This window comes from Kitasatospora kazusensis (assembly GCF_039529945.1).
Classification (GTDB): domain Bacteria; phylum Actinomycetota; class Actinomycetes; order Streptomycetales; family Streptomycetaceae; genus Kitasatospora; species Kitasatospora kazusensis.
Genome location: NZ_BAAANT010000005.1, coordinates 1 through 19283, shown reverse-complemented (window position 1 = coordinate 19283; position 19283 = coordinate 1). Strand labels below are relative to the sequence as shown.

The window sequence follows — 19283 nt, the reverse complement described above, 5'->3', positions numbered from 1 at the left end:
GTCCGGGTGGCGCGCCGTCCCTGGCACGTCACCCGGAGTCGAGGGGTGTGGATTCCGAAGGGTGTCGTCGGTTCTGACGGGTGTCAGTCGCGTGCGGCGAGCTCCTTGGCGGCCCGGGCGCAGTCCAGGGCGATCTTCTCCTCGTTGACCGTGGTCAGGTTGCCCTTTTCGACGACGGCGTTGCCGTTGACGAGGAGCAGCGCCAGCGGCGGGAGGGCGCCGAGGGTGAGGGCGGCGACCGGGTCGGCGATCGAGGAGTGCATGATGCCGTCGATCTTCCAGAGCGCCAGGTCGGCGAGCTTGCCGACCTCGATCGAGCCGATCTCGTTCTGCCGGCCGAGCACCCGGGCGCCGCCCATGGTGCCCAGGCGCAGCGCGCTGCGGCCGGTCAGCGCGGTCGGGGAGCCGTGCAGGCGGTTGATCAGCAGCGCGTTGCGCAGTTCGGTGCCGAGCTCACCGGATTCGTTGGAGGCGGTGCCGTCCACGCCGAGGCCGACCGGAACGCCCGCGCGGAGCATGTCGGGTACCCGGGCGATGCCGGCCGCGAGGCGGGCGTTGGAGGACGGGCAGTGCGCGACGCCGGTGCCGGTCTCGGCGAACTTGGCGATGTCCGAGTCGTTCATGTGGACGCAGTGCGCCATCCAGACGTCCTCGCCCAGCCAGCCGGTGGACTCGAAGTAGTCCGTCGGGCCCATGCCGAACAGCTCCTTGCAGAACTGCTCCTCCTCGGCCGTCTCCGAGCCGTGGGTGTGCAGCCGGACGCCCTTGCGGCGGGCGAGCACGGCGGCCTCGCGCATCAGCTCGGTGGAGACCGAGAAGGGGGAGCAGGGCGCGATGGCGATCTGCAGCATCGAGTCGAAGGAGGCGTCGTGGTACTTGTCCACGGCCGCCTCGGAGGCGATCAGGATGTCCTCGGTCTTCTCGACCGCGTGGTCCGGCGGCAGGCCGCCGTCCTTCTTGCTGCGGTCCATCGAGCCGCGCAGCGCGGTGAAGCGCATGCCGAGCTCCTGGACGGCCTCGATCTCGGCGCCGAGGATGTCGCCGCCGCCCTTGGGGAAGACGTAGTGGTGGTCGCTGGCCGTCGTACAGCCGGACTTGAGCAGCGCGGCGGCCGAGCCCTGGGCGGCGGCGTGCACCAGCTTGTCGTCGATCCGGGCCCAGGTCGGGTAGAGCGCGACCAGCCAGTCGAAGAGGATGTTGTCCTGGGCCATGCCCCGGGTGATCCACTGGTAGAAGTGGTGATGGGTGTTGACCAGGCCCGGGGTGATCAGATGGCCTTCGCCGTTGATGCGGCGCACCACGTTGTCCAGCCACTGCGGGGCGGGGCCGTTGCCGACCGACTCGATCTTGTTGCCGAGGACGACCACGTGGCCGCGGGCGTACTCGGTGTCGTTGGCGTCGACCGTCGCGATCGCGACGTTCTCGATCACGATCCGCTGGTCGGCGGGCGGGGGCTGGACTGCCATGGTGTTTCTCCTATGGGGGGAGGGTAGGGGCGCGCGACGTGCAGTGCGCGCCCCTACCGGTCAGGACGGTGTCGCCGTTGGCACCGTCGCGCCGGGTGTCTCGCCGGCCGGGGACCGGCGGCCGACACCGACGTGATGGAAGAGCAGGTTGAGCAGGACGGCCATCACGCAGCCGGCCGATATCCCGGAGTGCATCAGCGTGCGGACGGCCTCCGGGAAGGCGTCGTAGAAGTCGGGTGCGGCGATCGGGACGATGCCGACCCCGAGGGCGACGGACACCAGGATGGTGTTGCCGCCCGACTCCATGCCCGCCTCCGCGAGGGTGCGGATGCCGCTCGCCGCGACCGTGCCGAAGAGCACGATCCCGGCGCCGCCGAGGACGGGCTGCGGCACCAGTGAGACCAACGAGCCGAGCACCGGGAAGAGACCCAGCAGGATCAGGATGCCGCCGCCGGCCGCGACCACGAAGCGGCTGCGGATCTTCGTCAGCGCCACCAGCCCGATGTTCTGGGCGAAGGCGCTGCAGGCGAACCCGTTGAAGACCGGGCTGAGCGCGGAGGCCAGCCCGTCGGCCCGCAGACCGGCGGTCAACGTCCGTTCGTCCGCCTCGCGTTCGACGATCCGGCCCAGAGCCAGCATGTCGGCGGTGGACTCGGTCATCGAGACCACCATGACGATGCAGAACGAGACGATCGCCGCCGCGTCGAAGACCGGCGCGCCGAAGTGGAACGGGGACGGCAGCGCGAAGATCTTCGCCTGCCGGACCGCGCCGAAGTCGGCGAGCCCGAGCGGGAAGGCGAGCAGGGTGCCGGCTGCCAGACCGACGAGCAGCGAGAGCTGCTGCCAGAAGCCGCGGAGCAGCTTGTTGCACAGGACCACCGCGGCGAGGGTGAACGCGGCGAGTCCGATGGCCTTCATGGAGCCGTAACCGGGTGCGCCGGGAGCCCCGCCGCGTGCCCAGTTGACCGCGACCGGCAGCAGGGACACCCCGATGAGGGTGATCACGGTGCCCTGGACGACCGGCGGGAAGAACCGGATGAGCTTGGAGAAGTACGGTGCCGCGAGGAAGCACAGGACCCCCGCGACGATCACCGCTCCGAAGATCACCGGTAGGGCGTTCTTCGGGCCGTGCTCCTTGGCGATGGCGAGCATCGGCGCCACACCGGCGAACGAGACGCCGTTCACGAACGGCAGCCGTGCACCGATCCGCCAGACGCCCAGCGTCTGGAGGAGGGTGGCCAGACCTGCGGTGAACAGGCTGGCCGAGATCAGGAGGGCGAGCTCGGCGGGGGAGAGTCCCACGCCGGCGCCGACGATGAGCGGGGGCGCCACGACGCCCGCGTACATCGCGGCGACGTGCTGCAGACCGGTACTGATGAGCTTGACCGGAGGCAGCAGCTCGTCCACGGGGTGGACCTCGCTTCCGGACGGTGTATCGGGCGAACCGGGTGACACACCGTCCGGTCGCGAAGGACCGTCAGGAGTGGAACCGCCGTCAGTGGTTCTGGTGGAGCGGAGTGCCATGTCGAGCCCCTCTTGCGCTCGTGGCTCTCGGCGCGCCCGTGGCGCTGGAGGCCCCCCGAGGGCGGGACGGCGGTGCAAGAGTCCCTCGGGCAGTTCCTCCGGCTCCCCGGGCCGGCCGCCGTGAGGCGAGCACGATCTCCGGTTGGTGGGGGTGGAGAAACAGGTGGAGCGGAAACAGGTGGAGCGGGTGGAGCGGATTGTGCGGGAGACCGTCCGGTACCGTCCGGCGACAGCGGTGTCGCGCGCAGCGCGCCCTTGGAAGGGTGGTGGCGGGCGACGGGCGGGCCGGTACGTGCGCTGGTACTGGACGGGGTTCACGGGGGGTTCCCGGATCAGGCCACCGGGATGACCGGTACGACGCCCTCGCGGTGCACGGTGCCCTCGATCAGGCCGTACATCCGGTCGGCGGCGTAGTACACCTCGTTGTCGTTCTTGAGGCCGAACGGCTCCAGGTCGACGAGGAAGTGGTGCTTGTTCGGGAGCTCCAGGCGGACCTCGTCCACCTCGGCCCGGTTGTTGAGGACCCGGGTGCCCATCGCGTGCAGGGTCTGCTGCAGCGAGTAGGAGTAGGTCTCGGCGAACGCCTCCAGCATGTGGCGGCGGACGTGCGCGTAGGACCGGTTCCAGTTCGGCTGGGCCTCGTTGTCGACGCCGGTGAAGGAGTACTTCCAACGGGCCGTCACCTGGGTGGCGAGGATGCGGTCGTACGCCTCCTTGAGGGTGGTGTACCTGTCCTTGATGTAGCCCCAGAACTCCGAGTTGGTCGTGTTCATCACGACCAGGTCCTTCAGGCCCGAGATGACCTGGACGGTGGTGCCGTCGTAGGTGATCTCGCAGGTCCGGACCTCGCCGCCGTTGCGCGAGAAGGAGTGGCCGACCTCCTCCGAGCCGATGAACCGGGAGGAGTTGTCCGGGGTCTTGATCCGGTCCCAGGTGTACTCCTCGATCCGGATCCGGGCGCGGTGGATCGGCTCGTTGTTGTCCACGAAGTGCTTCGCCAGCGTGATGCCGAAGGCCTCCGCCGACTCGATCCCGTACTCCTTCGCGAAGGCGTAGACGGTGTTCTTCGTGGTGTCGGTGGGCAGGCAGTTGGCGTTGGAGCCGGTGAGGTGGACGTCGTCGAGGTCACCCGAGAGGGCGACCGAGACGTTCAGGTCCTTGATCTCGTGGCGGGTGCTGTCGCGGTAGACGCGGACGATGCGGTTCTCCGCCTTGCCGTACTGGTTCTGACCGAGCACGTGGGCCATGGCTAGGCTCCTAAGCTTCTTCTGCGGTCTAGCTTCCGCGGTAGACCGAGTATCCGAACGGGTTGAGCAGCAGCGGCACGTGGTAGTGGTGCTGCGCGGGCGCGACCGTGAAGACGATCGAGACCTCGGGGAAGAACGGCGTCTCGTCCGACTTCTTCGCGAAGTACGCGTCGGTGTCGAACAGGAGCCGGACGACCGAGCCCGCCTCCACGGCCGGCAGGTCCTTGGCCCGGCCGTCGGAGTCCGTGGCGGAGGTGCCGAGCACCTGCCAGCCACCCTCGGTGTGCAGTGCGAGCTCGACCGGGACACCCTCGGCCGGGCGGCCGAGGCTGGTGTCGAGCACGTGCGTGGAGATGCCAGTCATGGGTGAAGTGACCTTACTGATGGCAGGATGTGACGCTCTGTCAGAAGCTCAGGCTTCGTCGAGGAGGCGGTTGATACGGATGTCGTTGATCTTGCGCAGCTCGCCCCGGACGATCTCCGCCTCGGTGGCGGCGTCGTGGGGGAAGCGTTCGCGCAGCGACGCGAGCATGGTGTCCGCGGTGCGGCCCGTCGCGCAGATCAGGAACACGTGGCCGAACTTCGCCTCGTAGGCGGCATTGGCCTCGTGCAGTTCATCGAGGAGAGCGGAGTCCACTCCCTGGATGCCGGCCTGCTCGCGCTCGGAGGTGGCGTCGCCCGACTTGGGCTTGCCGATCCGGGCGTGGCCGGCCATCGCGTCGGCCAGGTCGCCGACCGTGAGCGCGGCCATCGCGGCCGTGTTGGCGGCCAGCAGCGCGTCGCGGTCGGCCCAGGGCCGGGAGGCCGCGACGGCTGCGGCCCAGCTGGGGCTGGAGCAGATCTCCAGCAGGGTCTCCGTCAGCTCGGCGGCGGGAGCCGCCGCCAGCGCGTCGAGCGCGCCGGCCGCGTCAGGAGACGTTCGGGGGTGGTTGGTCACGGGTGGACCTCCTGAAGAGTGGTGCCACCCGCAAAAGCTAGATCCACCACCCCCGGTCGTCAACACTTTGTTGAACGGTTGGTGGTTACGTTTTGAGACGGGGCCCGTTACTGCCCGGTTTCGTGTGCGATTCGCCAAGTGTGCCCGGTGTGTCCACCGGGACAGACTGGCCGCAGCGGCGGGACGCGACCGGTCAGCCGGTCTTCGTTCCGCTCGTACCGTCCTGGCGGTTCAGATAGTTGTACACCGTGAACCGGCTCACGCCGAGCGCCGTGGCCACCGTCTCGACCCCGTGGCGGACGGTGAACGCGCCGCGCTCCTCCAACAGGGCGACGACGCGCTGCTTCTCCCAGCGGTCCAGCTCGGCCAGCGGGCGCCCGTCGAACTGGCGGGTCATCTCGGCCAGCAGCCGGTCCAGGGCGCTGCTGAGGTGCGGCAGGCGGACGGCGATGGCCGGCGCTCCCTCCCACTCCAGCACCACGTCCTCGGGGCGGGCGTCGGCGACCGCGACCGGAGTCGCGCCCACCGCGTCCAGCAGCGGCTTTATCGCCGCGGCGAGCGGGTGTTCCAGGGCGTTGCTCACTGCGTACCCACTCCTTCCGGGTTCTTGTTCCGGTTCTCGTCCTCGCCGAGGACGCTGACCTGGACCGAGATCCGGGTCGCCCCGGCGGTCAGGGTCTCGCGCAGCAGCTTGGTCACCGCGGCGAGGACCTGGTCGGCCTCGCCCTCGGCGCCGGTCCCGAACGGGCCGACGGCGACGGCCAGGCCGGCTTCGTCGACCACGCGCCGCGCGGCGACCGCGTGCTCGGGGAACGTGTCCAGCTCGAACGGTTCTGTCGTGAACTCCACCATCAATCGCACCCGCTCACTGTAGCGAGCGGGCCGGGGGAGGGAAGGGGTCGGCGGACCAGCCTCTTCAACAAATTGTTGCGGCGGGGTTGACACCCTGCGGACTTCCCGAGCATGCTTCCACCAAGCAGAATCCTTCTTCCGGATCGTGGAAGTCGGGGCTCTTCAAAGAGCGACCCCAGAGTGTGAAAGGTGATTGACGTGACTGCCGCTTCCAAGCACACGCGTTTGAATGGACGCTTCACGGTCAACCTGTCGATCCTGTTCAGTGAGCTGCCGCTCCTGGAGCGCCCCGCCGCCGCCGCGGCCGCCGGCTTCACCGCCGCCGAGCTGTGGTGGCCCTTCGGCGAGAACCCGACCCCGTCGCAGGCCGAGCTGGACGAGCTCCGCAAGGCCTTCACCGACGCGGGTGTGCAGCTCACCGGCCTCAACTTCCTGGACGACCTCACCAAGGGCGCCCGCGGCACCGTCTCCGTACCGGCCGAGAAGGACCGCTTCCGCGAGAACATCGCGGTGACGGCCGGGCTCGCCGAGTCGCTCGGGACGAAGGCGCTCAACGCGCTCTACGGCAACCGCGTCGACGGCGTGGACCCGGCCGAGCAGGACGCGCTGGCACTGGAGAACCTCGTCCTGGCCGCCAAGGCCGCGCACGAGATCGGTGCCGTGCTGCTGATCGAGGCCCTCAACAAGCCCGAGTCGCCGGACTACCCGCTGGTCACCGCGGCCGCCGCCGTCGAGGTCGTCGACAAGGTGAACGCCGCGACCGGCCTCGGCAACGCGAAGTTCCTCTGCGACCTCTACCACCTGGCGATGAACGGCGAGGACCTGGCCGCCGTCATCGACACCCACGCCGACAAGTTCGGCCATGTCCAGATCGCCGACAACCCGGGCCGCAACGAGCCCGGCACCGGCGGCCTCGACTTCGAGGACCTGTTCACCCGGCTGACCGCCGCCGGCTACCAGGGCCGGATCGGCCTGGAGTACCGCCCGGCGAAGGGCGTCAGTGCCGACAGCTTCGAGTGGCTGCCCCGCGAGCACCGCGCCGCGAACTAGTCACCACCCCACCCCTTTCCCCCGTACGAAGGAACGCGACGCGATGAGCGCCTCCCGCAAGATCGCCTTTATCGGCCTCGGCATCATGGGCAGCCCGATGGCCGCCAACCTGGTCAAGGCCGGCCACCACGTGACCGGCTACAACCTGGAGCAGTCCGCGATCGACGCCCTGGTGGCGGCCGGCGGCCACGGCGCGGCGAGCATCGCCGACGCGGTGAAGGACGCCGAGGTCGTCATCACGATGGTCCCCGCCGACCCGCACGTCCTGCAGGTCATCCTCGGTGAGGGCGGTGTCCTGGAGAACGCGCAGCCGGGCACCCTCGTGATCGACATGTCCAGCATCACCCCGCAGACCTCGATCAAGGTCGCCGCCGCCGCCAAGGAGAAGGGCGTCCGCACCATCGACGCCCCGGTCTCCGGCGGCGAGGCCGGTGCCGTCGAGGCCGTCCTCTCGATCATGGTCGGCGCGGACAGCGCGGACGACTTCGCCGAGGCCAAGCCGCTCTTCGACGCGCTGGGCACCACGGTCGTCCACGTCGGCCCGGCCGGCGCCGGCCAGACCGTGAAGGCCGCCAACCAGCTGATCGTGGCCGTCAACATCCAGGTCCTGGCCGAGGCCGTGGTCTTCCTGGAGAACGCGGGCGTCGACCTCACGGCCGCGCTCGACGTGCTCGGCGGCGGGCTGGCCGGTTCGACCGTGCTGAACCGCAAGAAGGCCAACATGCTGAACCGCGAGTTCGCCCCCGGCTTCCGCATCGACCTGCACCACAAGGACATGGGCATCGTCACCGACGCCGCCCGCGCCGTCGGTGCGGCCCTCCCGGTCGGCGCGGTCGTCGCCCAGCTGGTCGCCTCGGCCCGCGCCAACGGCGACGGCTCGCTGGACCACTCCGCGCTGCTGCGCGGCGTCGAGCGCCTCTCCGGCCGCCCGGTCGCCTAAGCAGCACCCCGGCCCCGGGGAGCCTGACTCTCCCCGGGGCCTCCCCAAGACTCCTCCTGGTGGCGTGTACCTGTCCGGTCGTGCCCGCGCCACCAGGAGGCCAGATTCGACCGGCAGGTGGGTCCGGTGCTCATCCACCCACCTGCTGGTCGTCCCAAGCCGGCGAAGCGCGCGCCATGCCTCCCGGGGACACTTCGGTCGTGTCCGCGCGCGCATCGCCCGGCCCCCTCCCTCGCCGAGGGGAGCCTCTCGTACGTCGGAAGCGGGACGAGAGGAACGGCGGGGAGGGGGTCGCACCACTCCTTTGCTTCGCAGGAGCATGGGTAACCAAACGCTGAGGGGCAACCTCAAGGGGCGCGGGGAACTGCGCGCGCAACCGTGCACCTCCGTACTGCCCTGGTCGCGCAGTTCCCCGCGCCCCTGTTGGGTTGACCGTCAGCACACAGTTCATCCGTGCCTGATGTGGTTGACCAGAGTGCATCCGTAAACCCGTTCCGGAAGTGAGGCCCACGCCATGCCCGCCACCCCCACCCAGGGCCATGTCGTCGTCGCCCCCGACAAGTTCAAGGGCACGCTGGAAGGCGCCGAGGTCGCCGCCCGCCTCGCGGCCGGCATCCGCCGGGCCGCCCCGGGCGTCGAGATCCGCGAGCTCCCGGTCGCCGACGGCGGCGAGGGCACCCTGGCCGCCGCCCTCGCGGCCGGCTTCACCCGGGTCGCCGCCAAGGTGGCCGGTCCGACCGGACTGCCGGTGGACGCTGCGATCGCCCTGCGGGGTGACACCGCCGTGGTCGAGCTGGCCCAGTCCTCCGGGCTGGCCCGGCTCCCCGGCGGCCGGACGGCCCCGCTCGGGGCCGGTTCGTACGGCGTCGGCCAGCTGATCGCCCGGGCCGCGAGCCTCGGGGCGAAGCGGGTCGTGCTCGGCCTCGGCGGCAGTGCCTGCACCGACGGCGGTGCGGGCATGGTCCAGGCGCTCGGCGTCGGCCTGTACGACGCCGACGGCACCGAGCTGCCGCCGGGCGGTGGCGCACTGCGCAGGCTGGACCGGCTCGACCTCGGTGCGCTCGCCGACGGGCTGACCGGGGTGGAGATCGTGGTCGCCTGCGACGTCGACAACCCGCTGCTCGGCGCGCGCGGCGCGACGGCCGTCTACGGCCCGCAGAAGGGTGCGGACGCCGACGACCTGGTGATCCTGGAGGAGGGCCTGACCCGGTTCGCGGACGTCGTCCGCGATGCGACCGGCCGGGACTTCCGTGATGCCCCCGGCGCCGGGGCAGCGGGCGGAGTGGGCTTCGCGGCCCTCGCCCTGCTCGGCGCCACCATGCGGCCCGGCATCGAGCTCCTGCTCGAACTGCTGGGCTTCGACGAGGCCGTGCGTGGGGCACGCCTCGTCGTGACCGGTGAGGGCTGCCTGGACGCGCAGACGCTCCATGGCAAGGCACCCGCCGGCGTTGCCGCGGCGGCCACCCGGGCGGGGGTTCGGGTGGCCGCGGTGGCAGGGCGTCTGGAGCTGTCGGAGGATCAGTGGCGGGCGGCGGGTTTCGTGGCCGCCTACGCGCTCACCGACCTGGCGGAGGAGCCCGGCGACAGTATGACGAAGGCGGCCGAGCTCGCCGAGGTCGCGGGGGAGCGCCTTGCGGCGGAGCTGCTGGCGAGCTGACCGAGGCGAGCTGACCGACTCGTAGCTTCCTACATTGACGTTTTGTTGAAGGCGGGCCTAGGCTCCGAGCAGTCGCAGCGGAGGTCTGATCATCAGATCTTCCAACTGCCGCCTCGGCACTGCCTGCCCGCCTTCAGCGACCCCCACCCCGTACTTCACCCCGGAGGTCCAGATGCCCCTCAGCGAGACGCCTTCCGCCCCGGTGGTCATCCGCTCCCGCCGCGTGGTCCTGCCGGAGGGGGAGCGCCCCGCCGACGTGCTGGTCCGGGACGGGCGGATCGCCGAGATCGCCGAGCACGGCTCGCTCTCCGCCGCCCAGGTCACCGACCTCGGCGCCGTCGCGCTCCTGCCCGGCCTGGTCGACACCCATGTGCACGTGAACGAGCCCGGCCGCACCGAGTGGGAGGGCTTCGCCACCGCGACCCGCGCCGCCGCCGCCGGCGGTGTCACCACCATCATCGACATGCCGCTCAACTCCATACCCCCGACCACCACGGTCGACGGGCTGGCCGCCAAGCGCAAGACCGCCGAGGGCCAGGCCTGGGTCGACCTCGGCTTCTGGGGCGGCGCCATCCCCGGCAACGCCGCCGACCTCGAACCGCTGTACGAGGCGGGCGTGTTCGGCTTCAAGAGCTTCCTGGCCCCCTCCGGCGTGGACGAGTTCCCGCACGTCGAGCAGGCCGACCTGGAGACCGCCCTGGCCGAGCAGGCCCGGATCGGCGCGCTGGCCATCATCCACGCCGAGGACCCGGCCGTGCTGGAGGCCGCCCCGCAGCGGCCCGGCACCCACTACCGCGACTTCCTCGCCTCCCGCCCCGACGACGCCGAGGCCGCCGCCGTCGCCCGGCTGCTGGACACGGCCCGCCGCACCGGCGCCCGCGTCCACATCCTGCACGTGTCCTCCGCCGCCGTGCTGCCGCTGCTGCGGCAGGCCCGCGAGGACGGCGTCCAGGTGACGGCCGAGACCTGCCCGCACTACCTCACCCTCGCGGCCGAGGAGGTGCCGGACGGCGACACCGCGTTCAAGTGCTGCCCGCCGATCCGCGACGAGTCCAACCGCGACCAGCTCTGGGCGGCGCTCGCGAACGGCGAGTTCATCGCCGTGGTCTCCGACCACTCGCCGTCCACCCCGGACCTGAAGCTGCTCCAGAAGTACGGCGGCAGCGGCGACTTCGCCGCCGCGTGGGGCGGCATCGCCTCGCTCCAGCTCGGCCTGCCGGCCATCTGGACGGAGGCCCGCAGGCGCGGCCACACCCTCGCCGACGTGGTCCGCTGGATGTCGAGCGGCCCCGCCTCGCTGGTCGGCCTGACCGGCACCAAGGGCGCCATCGCGGTCGGGAACGACGCCGACCTGGTCGCCTTCGACCCCGACGGCAGCTTCGCCGTGATCGCCGAGAACCTGCACCACCGCAACCCCGTCACCCCGTACGCGGGCAAGACGCTGACCGGCGCCGTCCGGACGACCTGGCTCCGAGGCCGGGTGGTCGAGGCGGAGGCCGAGCCGTTCGGGCGCCAGATCGTCCGTCCGGCCGCCCGATGAACCCTCCGGTCACCCGATGACCCGGCCGGCCGTCGGATCACCCGTCCGGTCGCCCGAACCGTCCGTCCGACCACTCGATCACTTGGAGACTCCCGCATGAGTACCAGTCAGACCACGAGCGCTCCGTTCACCGACCTGGTCAACCTGGCGTCCCGGCTGCTCGGCGCCGGTGTGGTCGCGACCAACGAGGACACCTTCGCCGAGGCCGAGAACCTGCTGGTCGCCAAGCCCGCCGAGTTCCGCCCGCACACCTTCGGCCACAAGGGCCAGATCATGGACGGCTGGGAGAGCAAGCGCCGCCGCGGAGTCTCCGCCGAGCAGCCGCACCCGACCGACGAGGACCACGACTGGACGATCGTCCGTCTCGGCGTCGGCGGCGTGATCCGCGGCGTGATCGTGGACACCGCCCACTTCACCGGCAACTACCCGGACTCGGGCTCCGTCCAGGCCGCGTCGATCCCGGGCATCCCCTCGGTCGAGGAGCTCGAAGCCGCCGAGTGGGTCGACCTCGTACCCCGCACCGCGCTCCAGGGCGACACCGCCCACGAGTTCGCGGTCGCGAACGAGACCCGCTTCACCCACGTCCGCCTCAACATCTGGCCCGACGGCGGTGTCGCCCGCCTGCGCGTGCACGGTGAGGTGCTGCCCGACCCGCGCGACCTCGACGGCCTGACCTTCGACCTCGCCGCGCAGGAGTTCGGCGGCGTCGCCGAGGCCGCCTCGGACCGCTACTTCTCCTCCCCGCACAACCTGAACTCTCCCGGCCGAGCCACCGTCATGGGCGAGGGCTGGGAGACCCGGCGTCGGCGCGACAAGGCCAACGACTGGGTACAGATCGCCCTGGCCGGGGGCGGCGAGGTCCTGGCCGCCGAGGTGGACACCACCCACTTCGTCGCCAACGCCCCCGGCTGGGCCGACCTGGTGGGCTACGACGCCTCGAACGGCGGCGACCCGTCGACCGACGCCGACGGCTGGTTCGAGATCCTCCCCCGTACGCGGCTGCAGCCCGACACCCGCCACCGCCTCCGGCTGCCCGGCGGACGGACCGTCACCCACGTGCGGATCAACGTCTACCCGGACGGCGGCCTGGCCCGCCTGCGGCTCACCGGCAGGCTCACCGAGGCCGGCAGCGCCGCCCTCGCGCTGCGCTGGTTCAACGCGCTGCCGGCCGCCGAGGCCGAGGCCGCACTGACCGAGGCCGGCCTGAACCCGGCGGAGGCCACCGGCCTGACCGCCGCCCGCCCGCTCGCGGACGCCGCCGCGACCACCGCCGCCGTCGCTGCCCTGCAGCCGACCGACGGCCCCGACGGCGAGCAGTCCTCCCGCCGCCGCTCCGCGATCTGGCGCCTGCTCGGCATCTGATCCGCCTTTCTCCCGCACAGCTGCTACTGAAGGACCCCCTCATGTCGAAGATCTTGACCACCGAGTCCGGCGCCCCGATCGCCGACAACCAGAACTCGGCCTCGGCCGGCGAGTACGGCCCGCTGCTCATCCAGGACCAGCAGCTCCTCGAGAAGCTCGCCCGTTTCAACCGCGAGCGCATCCCGGAGCGCGTCGTGCACGCCCGTGGCTCCGGCGCGTACGGCTACTTCGAGGTCACCGACGAGGTCTCGCAGTTCACCCGCGCGAACTTCCTCGCCTCCGTCGGCAAGCGCACCGAGGTCTTCCTCCGCTTCTCGACCGTCGCGGGCAACCTCGGCGCCAGCGACGCGGTGCGTGACCCCCGTGGCTTCGCGCTGAAGTTCTACACCGAGGAGGGCAACTACGACCTCGTCGGCAACAACACCCCGGTGTTCTTCATCAAGGACCCGATCAAGTTCCCCGACTTCATCCACTCGCAGAAGCGCGACCCGTACACCGGCGTCCAGGAAGCCGACAACGTCTGGGACTTCTGGGCCCACTCGCCCGCCTCGACCCACCAGATCACCTGGCTCTTCGGCGACCGCGGCATCCCGGCCTCGTACCGGCACATGAACGGCTACGGCTCGCACACCTACCAGTGGGTCAACGAGTCCGGTGACGCGTTCTGGGTGAAGTACCACTTCAAGACCAACCAGGGCGTCCGCTCGCTCGACGGCGGCCAGGCCGCCGAGGTGGTCGGCGCGGACGCCGACAGCCACCAGCGTGACCTGCACCAGGCCATCGAGCGGGGCGTGTTCCCGTCCTGGACGCTGTACGTCCAGCTGATGCCGGTCGCCGAGGCGGCGGACTACCGCTTCAACCCGTTCGACCTCACCAAGGTGTGGCCGCACGCGGACTACCCGCTGCAGAAGGTCGGCCGCCTGGTCCTGAACAAGAACCCGGAGAACGTCTTCGCCGAGGTCGAGCAGTCCGCCTTCTCGCCGAACAACTTCGTGCCCGGCATCGGCCCCTCCCCGGACAAGATGCTCCAGGGCCGGCTGTTCGCCTACGCGGACGCCCAGCGCTACCGCCTCGGTGTCAACCACACCCTGCTCGCCGTCAACGCCCCCAAGGCGACCGAGGCGAACAACTACGGCCGCGACGGCCTCTCGGCGGTCAACAAGTCCGGCCGCGGCAAGAACTACGAGCCCAACTCGTACGACGGCCCCGCCCAGACCGACGCCGCGCTCGCCGCGCCGGTGGCCCTGAACGGCCACACCGGCACGTACACCACCCCGGCCCACACCAAGGACGACGACTTCTTCCAGGCGGGCGAGCTGTTCCGCCTGATGTCGGCCGGTGAGCAGGAGCGCCTGATCGGCAACCTCGCGGGCTTCCTGGCCCAGGTCAGCCGGGACGACATCATCGAGAAGAACCTCGCCCACTTCCACGCCGCCGACGAGAACTACGGCTCCCGCCTGGAGGCCGCCGTCGCCAAGCTCCGCGCGGGCCAGGAGAGCTGACCCCGAACCACCTGACCGACCCTCACCGGTCACGCCGGCCGAACCCGGCGTGACCGACCGACGGGCCTCTCCCCCCAGGGCAGTGGGGGAGAGGCCCGTTCGTTTTGCGGTTCCCCTTCAGGGGGCTTCGACGGGCCGCCCCGAGGAGCGATCAGGGGTTGTGCGACCTGGTCATCGGGAGCTGCAGCAGTTGGGCGACGACCATGTCGGGCGAGCCGACCGGGGCGAAGTCCACCGGCTGCTGGAGCTGGTAGACGTCACCCTGCGGCGGGAAGAGCTTGAGGCTGTCGCACAGGGTGGTCATCGTCCTGGTGTTGGAGAGGACCATCGGCTCACCACCGCCCGGGGGCTTCTCAAGCGTGAGGGTGAAGTCGTGGAAGAGGGTGTTGCGGAAGGCCGGGGGGAAGTTGCTGGTGACTTCGAGCAGGCTGAGCGGAGTGGTGTCGATGTCGGCCTGCGCGAGGGTGACCTTGCCGAGGACGGGGGAGTCGGCGCTGTACTCCTCGCCGATGATCTTCAACTTCACCCCGCCGAGGCCGCCCGCGATGTTGGATTCGACGCGGAACCTGATGCCGCCCTTGAGGTCCAGGGTGACGATGCCGAGCACATTGATCTGCAGCGGTACGTTGACCGCATAGCTGGAGCAGGGAATCTCCAGCCCGACCGGGGGGATCAGGCCGCCAAGGCTGACCACGGGAACACCTCCAAGAATGGGCATCCCACGCCGCACGACGTGGGCATGCCGACCGAGTAACGGTGCGGCGCACGTTACTGACCGGGACGGGTGTCGACTGTGCTTCCGTGGCGGGCGGCCCCGTAATGATGAATTTGGCATGGCCACGGTGTATCCAGGCCGGTGTTCTGGTAGAAGAAACCTTCCGCTGACCGGTCGTCGGACACGCAGCCCTCCGGGATCTCGGAGCGGCGCCCGGTTCGGGTCCATGGTGTTGCCCGGCCTCCGGGCCACGCGGCCTGTCAGGTCGTGCCCGGTCCCCGCCTCCTGATGTCGTCTCGCATCCGGGTCACCCCCGTGTGGCATATGCCAACTGAGCAGTACCCGCCACCTGCGGCAATATCCTGTGAGGGTGGCGTGGTTGGGCCGTACGGTGGATAGGCTGGGGGTTGTCACCACGGAAGGGGTCGCCATGTCGGCACAGAGCCGGGACCGTCAGGCCATGCTCGCCGAGGGTGGTCGGAGCGGCCCCTTCGGCACGTTGCAGCGCGCGCTCCGGGTGCTGGAGGCGGTGGACCGCCACCCCTCCGGGGCGACCCTGGCCGGTCTGTCGCGCGAGTTGTCGCTCCCGCCCGCCACCGTCCGCGAGTTGGTGGAGGTGCTGGAGACCGAGGGGTACCTGCTCTGCCAGGACGGCGACTGGGTGCTCGGCGGCGCGTTCGCCGTGCTCGGCCAGCGCAACCGGGAGCAGGTGCTGCGGGCCAGGCTCGACCAGCAGTTGACCGAGCTGCGCGACGAGCTCGGCGCCGCCGTCTACTTCAGCCGCTACCACGACGGCGAGCTGTCGGTCGAGGCGGTCGCCTCGGCCGAGCACGCGCCGGCGGTGGAGGAGTGGGTGGACTTCCGGGCCACCGCGCACGCCAGCGCGATCGGCAAGTGCCTGCTCAGCCAGCTCGACCACGACGGCCGCCGCGACCACCTCTCCCGGCACCCGATAGCGCGCCTGACCTCACGGACCATCACCGACCCCGAGCAGCTGATGCACCGCCTGGAGCGCCAGCCCGCCACCGTCCCGGTGCTGGACATCCAGGAGTACGCCCTCGGCACGGTCTGCGCGGCCGTCCCGGTCACGGCGGGCCGGACGGTCGGCTGCCTGGCCGCCTCGATGCCGGTCGACAACGTGCACCGGCTGCGCGCCGCCGCCGAGCTCCTCGCGGAGCGCGCGGCGCCGCTGATGCTCGCGATGGCGGTCTGACGGCTACCGCTGCCGGGCCATGAGCGGTCAGACTGTCGCGGACAACCGTTCGAGCGAGTGACAGGGCAGGACCGACCCGTGGCCCGGAGCAGAACCAGCAAGCCCAAGTCGACGCCGCTGCCGAGGCTCGTGCCGGAGCCCACGGCCAAGGCCAGGGACCGTGCCGTGAGCAAGGCGAAGGCCCGGGCGGCCTCGATCGTCCCGCGCCGTCTGATCCCGCGGGTCACCGTGCTGACCGCGATCGGCGCGCCGGTGCTGATGGTCGCTCTGGTGGTGCTCGCCACCAACCCGGACTACGGGCCGCTGGGTGGGATCCCGGCCGTGCTGGTGTTCATCCTCGCGCTGGTCGTGGTGATGATCGTCGGACAGTCCGGATGGCTGCTGGCGCTGGCCGTGCCCAGCGGGATCGTGCTCCTGCTCCTCGGCGGGATGGCCTTCAAGACCGAGGTGATGGCTCACCGTGGCGTCCCGACTGACGTGGTGGTGACCGGCGTGCACGGCAGCAAGGGCAAGAACGGGAAGATCGGCTGGACGTGCGACCTCCGCCGCGCCGACGGCCGCCCGCTGCCGCACGCCAAGCTGGCCGATTCCGGCTGCTGGGGCTCGGGCCAGCTGGGCCGGACCGAGAGCGTCCTGGTGGACCCGGCCGGCTGGGTGCCGCCGGAGTCGGCCGACGGGAGCGGCTCCGTGAGCTGGACGGAGCTCGCGGCCGTGGGCGGTGCGGCTGGCCTGTTCGTCCTGTCCATCGCACTGTCCGGGCGGCGGGCGCTCCGCCTCGCGGTCTGAGCTCCGGGGCCCGAGTCTCGCACTTCTCGGCTGCCAGGTGTGAGCGCCGAGGCCCGATCTCCACCACCTGATCCGGGTGTGACTCCGATGGATAGTTTGCGAGTCTGTCGTCTTCGAGCTGGGGCTCCGACCTGTAGTTTGCGAGCCGTTTGAGCCGGGACACGTTAGTTGGAACCTGGCCTCGCTTGTTGGAGTCGCTGGGTCTCGGCATCGCGGTGGGGCTCTGCGCCGTGGAGTGAGTCGTGAGGCTGTCGGTGGTCACGTCTAGGGTGTCGGGCCATGGGGTTCTCGGGATCATTCATCGTGGCGCGTGCTGATAGGCCCGTGACGGAGCTGGTGGCGCTGAGGTCGTCGCCCTGTATCGCGGTCTGGTGGGCGCGGGACAACGGTTGGCAGATCCTGCAAGCACTCCCCGGAGGGGACCCTGACTCATCGATCGTTGGTGAGACGGCGGCTCCGGTGCTGGTCTGTCATGTGGTCGACAGCGACTTCGTCACTGTGCAGGCGGCCAGTCCCGGTGGTCTGTCATGGCAATCTGTGTTGTCTCCGGTCATGGCGCGGGGCTACGGCTTCCCCGAGGAGTGGATCGGCGATCCGGACGAAGTAGCCGGGCAAGCAGTTGCCTGGGCTCGGGAGGCCGGGCTCGACCCGACCCCGACGGAAGTGAGAGCTGCCCTGGTGGCGGAGTGTGATCCGTTGGCAGAGAGCTTGGTGTTCCAGCTCGCCCAGGCATTGGGGTTCCGGTTCGACGACGGGGCGGATCTGCCGTAGGCGCCCTGGCCCGACCGCGACCGCAGACGCTGCGGGCTCCGGATGCTCGGAACTGGTTCCAACATGAATGGCACTTCACCACTGGTTGCAAGAAGCGTGACCAAATGGTTCCAACAAGCGTGTCCCACGAGGTCCAAACCGCCAGCTCAACATTCCCTCGTGGTTCCAACTACCGTGTCCCGGCTCACAGTTCCGAGCGTTAGTTTGCGAGAAGCCGTCTGGCTGGGGTGACCGTCTGTGGCAGATTAGATTGCCGGTCGGTCTAAGAGTGGTTTTTAAAGATCAGATCCTGAGTAGGATCGAGGCGACGGTAGTAGTGGCCTGGTCGGACTCGTGGGTCTTGTCGTAGTAGGCGGTGGAGGCCTCCGCGATCATGAGTGCAGGTGTATGAAAGGAGCCGCGTGGCTACCAAAGAGGAGAAGGCACTCAGCAAGATCTCGTTCGTGACCCAGAAGGCGCCGGTTGATGAGCGTGGACGTGCGCTTTACGCCGTTGCACGGTCAATCCTTCGAGCGCTCGTCGATCAGATCCCTGATTCCGGCCTGACGGTTTTGAACTCTGATCGAGTCGATGTGACGCTTCGTCAGCTCGCCTACGTCGCTCGACTCCAGCGAGACAAGGGCATGCGCGGAGATGGGTTCGAATGGGCGGTTCACGAAGCGATTCAAGGGGCGGAGCCCACAGTCATCGAGCCCCTCGTCTGGGCCATGAAGCGGGCTTCGCCAAGGGGCTTCAAGGATCTTGAGCGTCCGGAGTCGTTGCTGTTTGGCTACGAGCGGGCGAAGTATCTTGGATTCCTTGAGGCCGTTATCGACAATGCCTCGGAAGAGGCCGTGATCCTGCCCGATACACGTGGTCGGCCGCCCGCGTTCGACAACTGGGTGCGGCTTGCGGCGATCGGCGAGGCGGCCGAGCCACAGCTTGGAGCGAGGCTTAGAAAGATCTGGCGGACAGATCTGTTCGTCAGCGATCAGGAGCGCCACCGTCACCTTGCGGTGACCATCAAGAGCAACAAGGAGCAGCTGGAGAGCGGGCCGGGCTTGCGGATCGGCGTTGTCCCGGAGCACAAGGATCTACCCGCTGGGGTCACGAAGCAGACGAGCAAGGCCGGAGACAGCCTGTGGGTCGTAACCTTGCCTGATCCTCACGGCTTCATGGGGCTGTACAACGACGCCTACGCGGCAGTCGGGGAAGCAGTTACGACGCTCGGACGGCATGAACGCGGTAACTACTGGCAGAAGCCGACGCCGATGGCTCAGAAGATCCAGCAACAGTTGGAAGGTTATGCCGACGTGAAGGTTGCCGAGATTGAGTGGGCGCTCAATGAGGCTGCCCAACAGGATCTCGCCGACGTCGAGTCGAGGCTTCTGTCGGTGGACGCTCCTGACTGGCTTCACCTGGGCCAGCCGGATCGGGAAGCCACATCTCTGGCCCCGCGCCCCTCGTTCATCAAGCTGGATTGACCAGACGCCGAGCCCGACGTGCTGGATAGACACGCTGAGTAATGAACTCGTTGTTCTCGCGGCTGGAGTACCCGGTCCTGGAAATCATGACGTTACTGAAGTTGAATCCGTGATGTCGCTCGGATGGGTGAAGCAGGGGCATTCACCTGCCTGCGGGGGGTCGGTCCCGGTAGTCATGTGCTGTGAGGTATGCACAGGGCGGCGGTTTGACCGACGCGGAGAGAGCCGCGCGGGAGCGGATCCGGCGGCAGGCCGTGG

The 19283-nt window shown here is 69.8% G+C and carries 18 protein-coding genes; 10 read left to right on the top strand and 8 right to left on the bottom strand.

What is annotated here, in order from left to right:
• Positions 1-83: 83 nt before the first annotated feature.
• The 7 genes from ABD330_RS06135 to ABD330_RS06105 all read right to left on the bottom strand — a co-directional run bounded on the left by ABD330_RS06135 (position 84) and on the right by ABD330_RS06105 (position 6026).
• Entirely contained in the window at positions 84-1466 is a 1383-nt protein-coding gene (locus tag ABD330_RS06135) for an 8-oxoguanine deaminase (protein ID WP_344461574.1), read from the bottom strand.
• 60 nt (positions 1467-1526) lie between these two features.
• Entirely contained in the window at positions 1527-2990 is a 1464-nt protein-coding gene (locus ABD330_RS06130; RefSeq protein ID WP_344461572.1) for a nucleobase:cation symporter-2 family protein, read from the bottom strand.
• 332 nt (positions 2991-3322) lie between these two features.
• Entirely contained in the window at positions 3323-4237 is a 915-nt protein-coding gene (gene pucL, locus ABD330_RS06125) for a factor-independent urate hydroxylase (RefSeq protein ID WP_344461570.1), read from the bottom strand.
• Positions 4238-4265: 28 nt separating this feature from the next.
• Positions 4266-4601, bottom strand: coding sequence for a hydroxyisourate hydrolase (uraH, locus tag ABD330_RS06120; protein WP_344461568.1), 336 nt, complete (start codon positions 4599-4601; stop codon positions 4266-4268).
• A gap of 48 nt (positions 4602-4649) precedes the next feature.
• Positions 4650-5174 (bottom strand): 2-oxo-4-hydroxy-4-carboxy-5-ureidoimidazoline decarboxylase, encoded by a 525-nt coding sequence (gene uraD, locus ABD330_RS06115; RefSeq protein ID WP_344461566.1) that lies wholly within the window; start codon positions 5172-5174, stop codon positions 4650-4652.
• A 193-nt stretch (positions 5175-5367) separates the two neighbouring features.
• Positions 5368-5757, bottom strand: coding sequence for a helix-turn-helix domain-containing protein (locus ABD330_RS06110; protein ID WP_344461564.1), 390 nt, complete (start codon positions 5755-5757; stop codon positions 5368-5370).
• Positions 5754-6026, bottom strand: a complete 273-nt coding sequence (locus ABD330_RS06105) for a thiamine-binding protein (protein ID WP_344461961.1) — start codon at positions 6024-6026, stop codon at positions 5754-5756. The genes ABD330_RS06110 and ABD330_RS06105 overlap by 4 nt, the downstream gene beginning before the upstream one ends.
• 189 nt (positions 6027-6215) lie before the next feature.
• On the opposite strand from ABD330_RS06105, the gene ABD330_RS06100 reads away from it, so the two are divergent.
• From ABD330_RS06100 to ABD330_RS06075, 6 genes are all read left to right on the top strand, one after another.
• Entirely contained in the window at positions 6216-7076 is an 861-nt protein-coding gene (locus tag ABD330_RS06100; RefSeq protein WP_344461562.1) for a TIM barrel protein, read from the top strand.
• A gap of 43 nt (positions 7077-7119) precedes the next feature.
• Positions 7120-8016: a 2-hydroxy-3-oxopropionate reductase gene (locus ABD330_RS06095; protein ID WP_344461560.1), complete on the top strand. Its 897-nt coding sequence runs from the start codon at positions 7120-7122 to the stop codon at positions 8014-8016.
• A 514-nt stretch (positions 8017-8530) separates the two neighbouring features.
• On the top strand, positions 8531-9673 hold the full coding sequence (locus ABD330_RS06090; protein ID WP_344461558.1) for a glycerate kinase: 1143 nt from the start codon (positions 8531-8533) through the stop codon (positions 9671-9673).
• Positions 9674-9845: 172 nt separating this feature from the next.
• Positions 9846-11213, top strand: coding sequence for an allantoinase AllB (gene allB / locus ABD330_RS06085; protein ID WP_344461556.1), 1368 nt, complete (start codon positions 9846-9848; stop codon positions 11211-11213).
• A gap of 96 nt (positions 11214-11309) precedes the next feature.
• Positions 11310-12575 carry an allantoicase gene (alc, locus tag ABD330_RS06080; protein WP_344461554.1) on the top strand — a complete coding sequence of 422 codons (1266 nt, stop codon included), beginning with the start codon at positions 11310-11312 and terminating at the stop codon, positions 12573-12575.
• Between the two features lie 41 nt (positions 12576-12616).
• Positions 12617-14077 carry a catalase gene (locus ABD330_RS06075; protein ID WP_344461552.1) on the top strand — a complete coding sequence of 487 codons (1461 nt, stop codon included), beginning with the start codon at positions 12617-12619 and terminating at the stop codon, positions 14075-14077.
• A gap of 151 nt (positions 14078-14228) precedes the next feature.
• Here the strand turns inward: ABD330_RS06075 and ABD330_RS06070 are convergent, their stop codons facing one another.
• Positions 14229-14771 carry a hypothetical protein gene (locus ABD330_RS06070; RefSeq protein WP_344461550.1) on the bottom strand — a complete coding sequence of 181 codons (543 nt, stop codon included), beginning with the start codon at positions 14769-14771 and terminating at the stop codon, positions 14229-14231.
• Positions 14772-15222: 451 nt separating this feature from the next.
• On the opposite strand from ABD330_RS06070, the gene ABD330_RS06065 reads away from it, so the two are divergent.
• The 4 genes from ABD330_RS06065 (at position 15223) to ABD330_RS06050 (ending at position 19025) form a co-directional block, all read left to right on the top strand.
• The gene (locus tag ABD330_RS06065; protein ID WP_344461548.1) at positions 15223-16005 is read left to right on the top strand and encodes an IclR family transcriptional regulator; all 783 of its coding nucleotides are present in this window, start codon (positions 15223-15225) and stop codon (positions 16003-16005) included.
• A 78-nt stretch (positions 16006-16083) separates the two neighbouring features.
• Complete coding sequence (locus ABD330_RS06060) at positions 16084-16791, top strand: hypothetical protein (RefSeq protein WP_344461546.1); 708 nt, start codon at positions 16084-16086, stop codon at positions 16789-16791.
• 324 nt (positions 16792-17115) lie between these two features.
• A complete protein-coding gene (locus ABD330_RS06055) occupies positions 17116-17562 on the top strand; it encodes a hypothetical protein (RefSeq protein ID WP_344461545.1) in 447 nt (148 codons plus the stop codon).
• A 401-nt stretch (positions 17563-17963) separates the two neighbouring features.
• On the top strand, positions 17964-19025 hold the full coding sequence (locus ABD330_RS06050; protein ID WP_344461543.1) for a hypothetical protein: 1062 nt from the start codon (positions 17964-17966) through the stop codon (positions 19023-19025).
• Positions 19026-19283 lie beyond the last annotated feature (258 nt).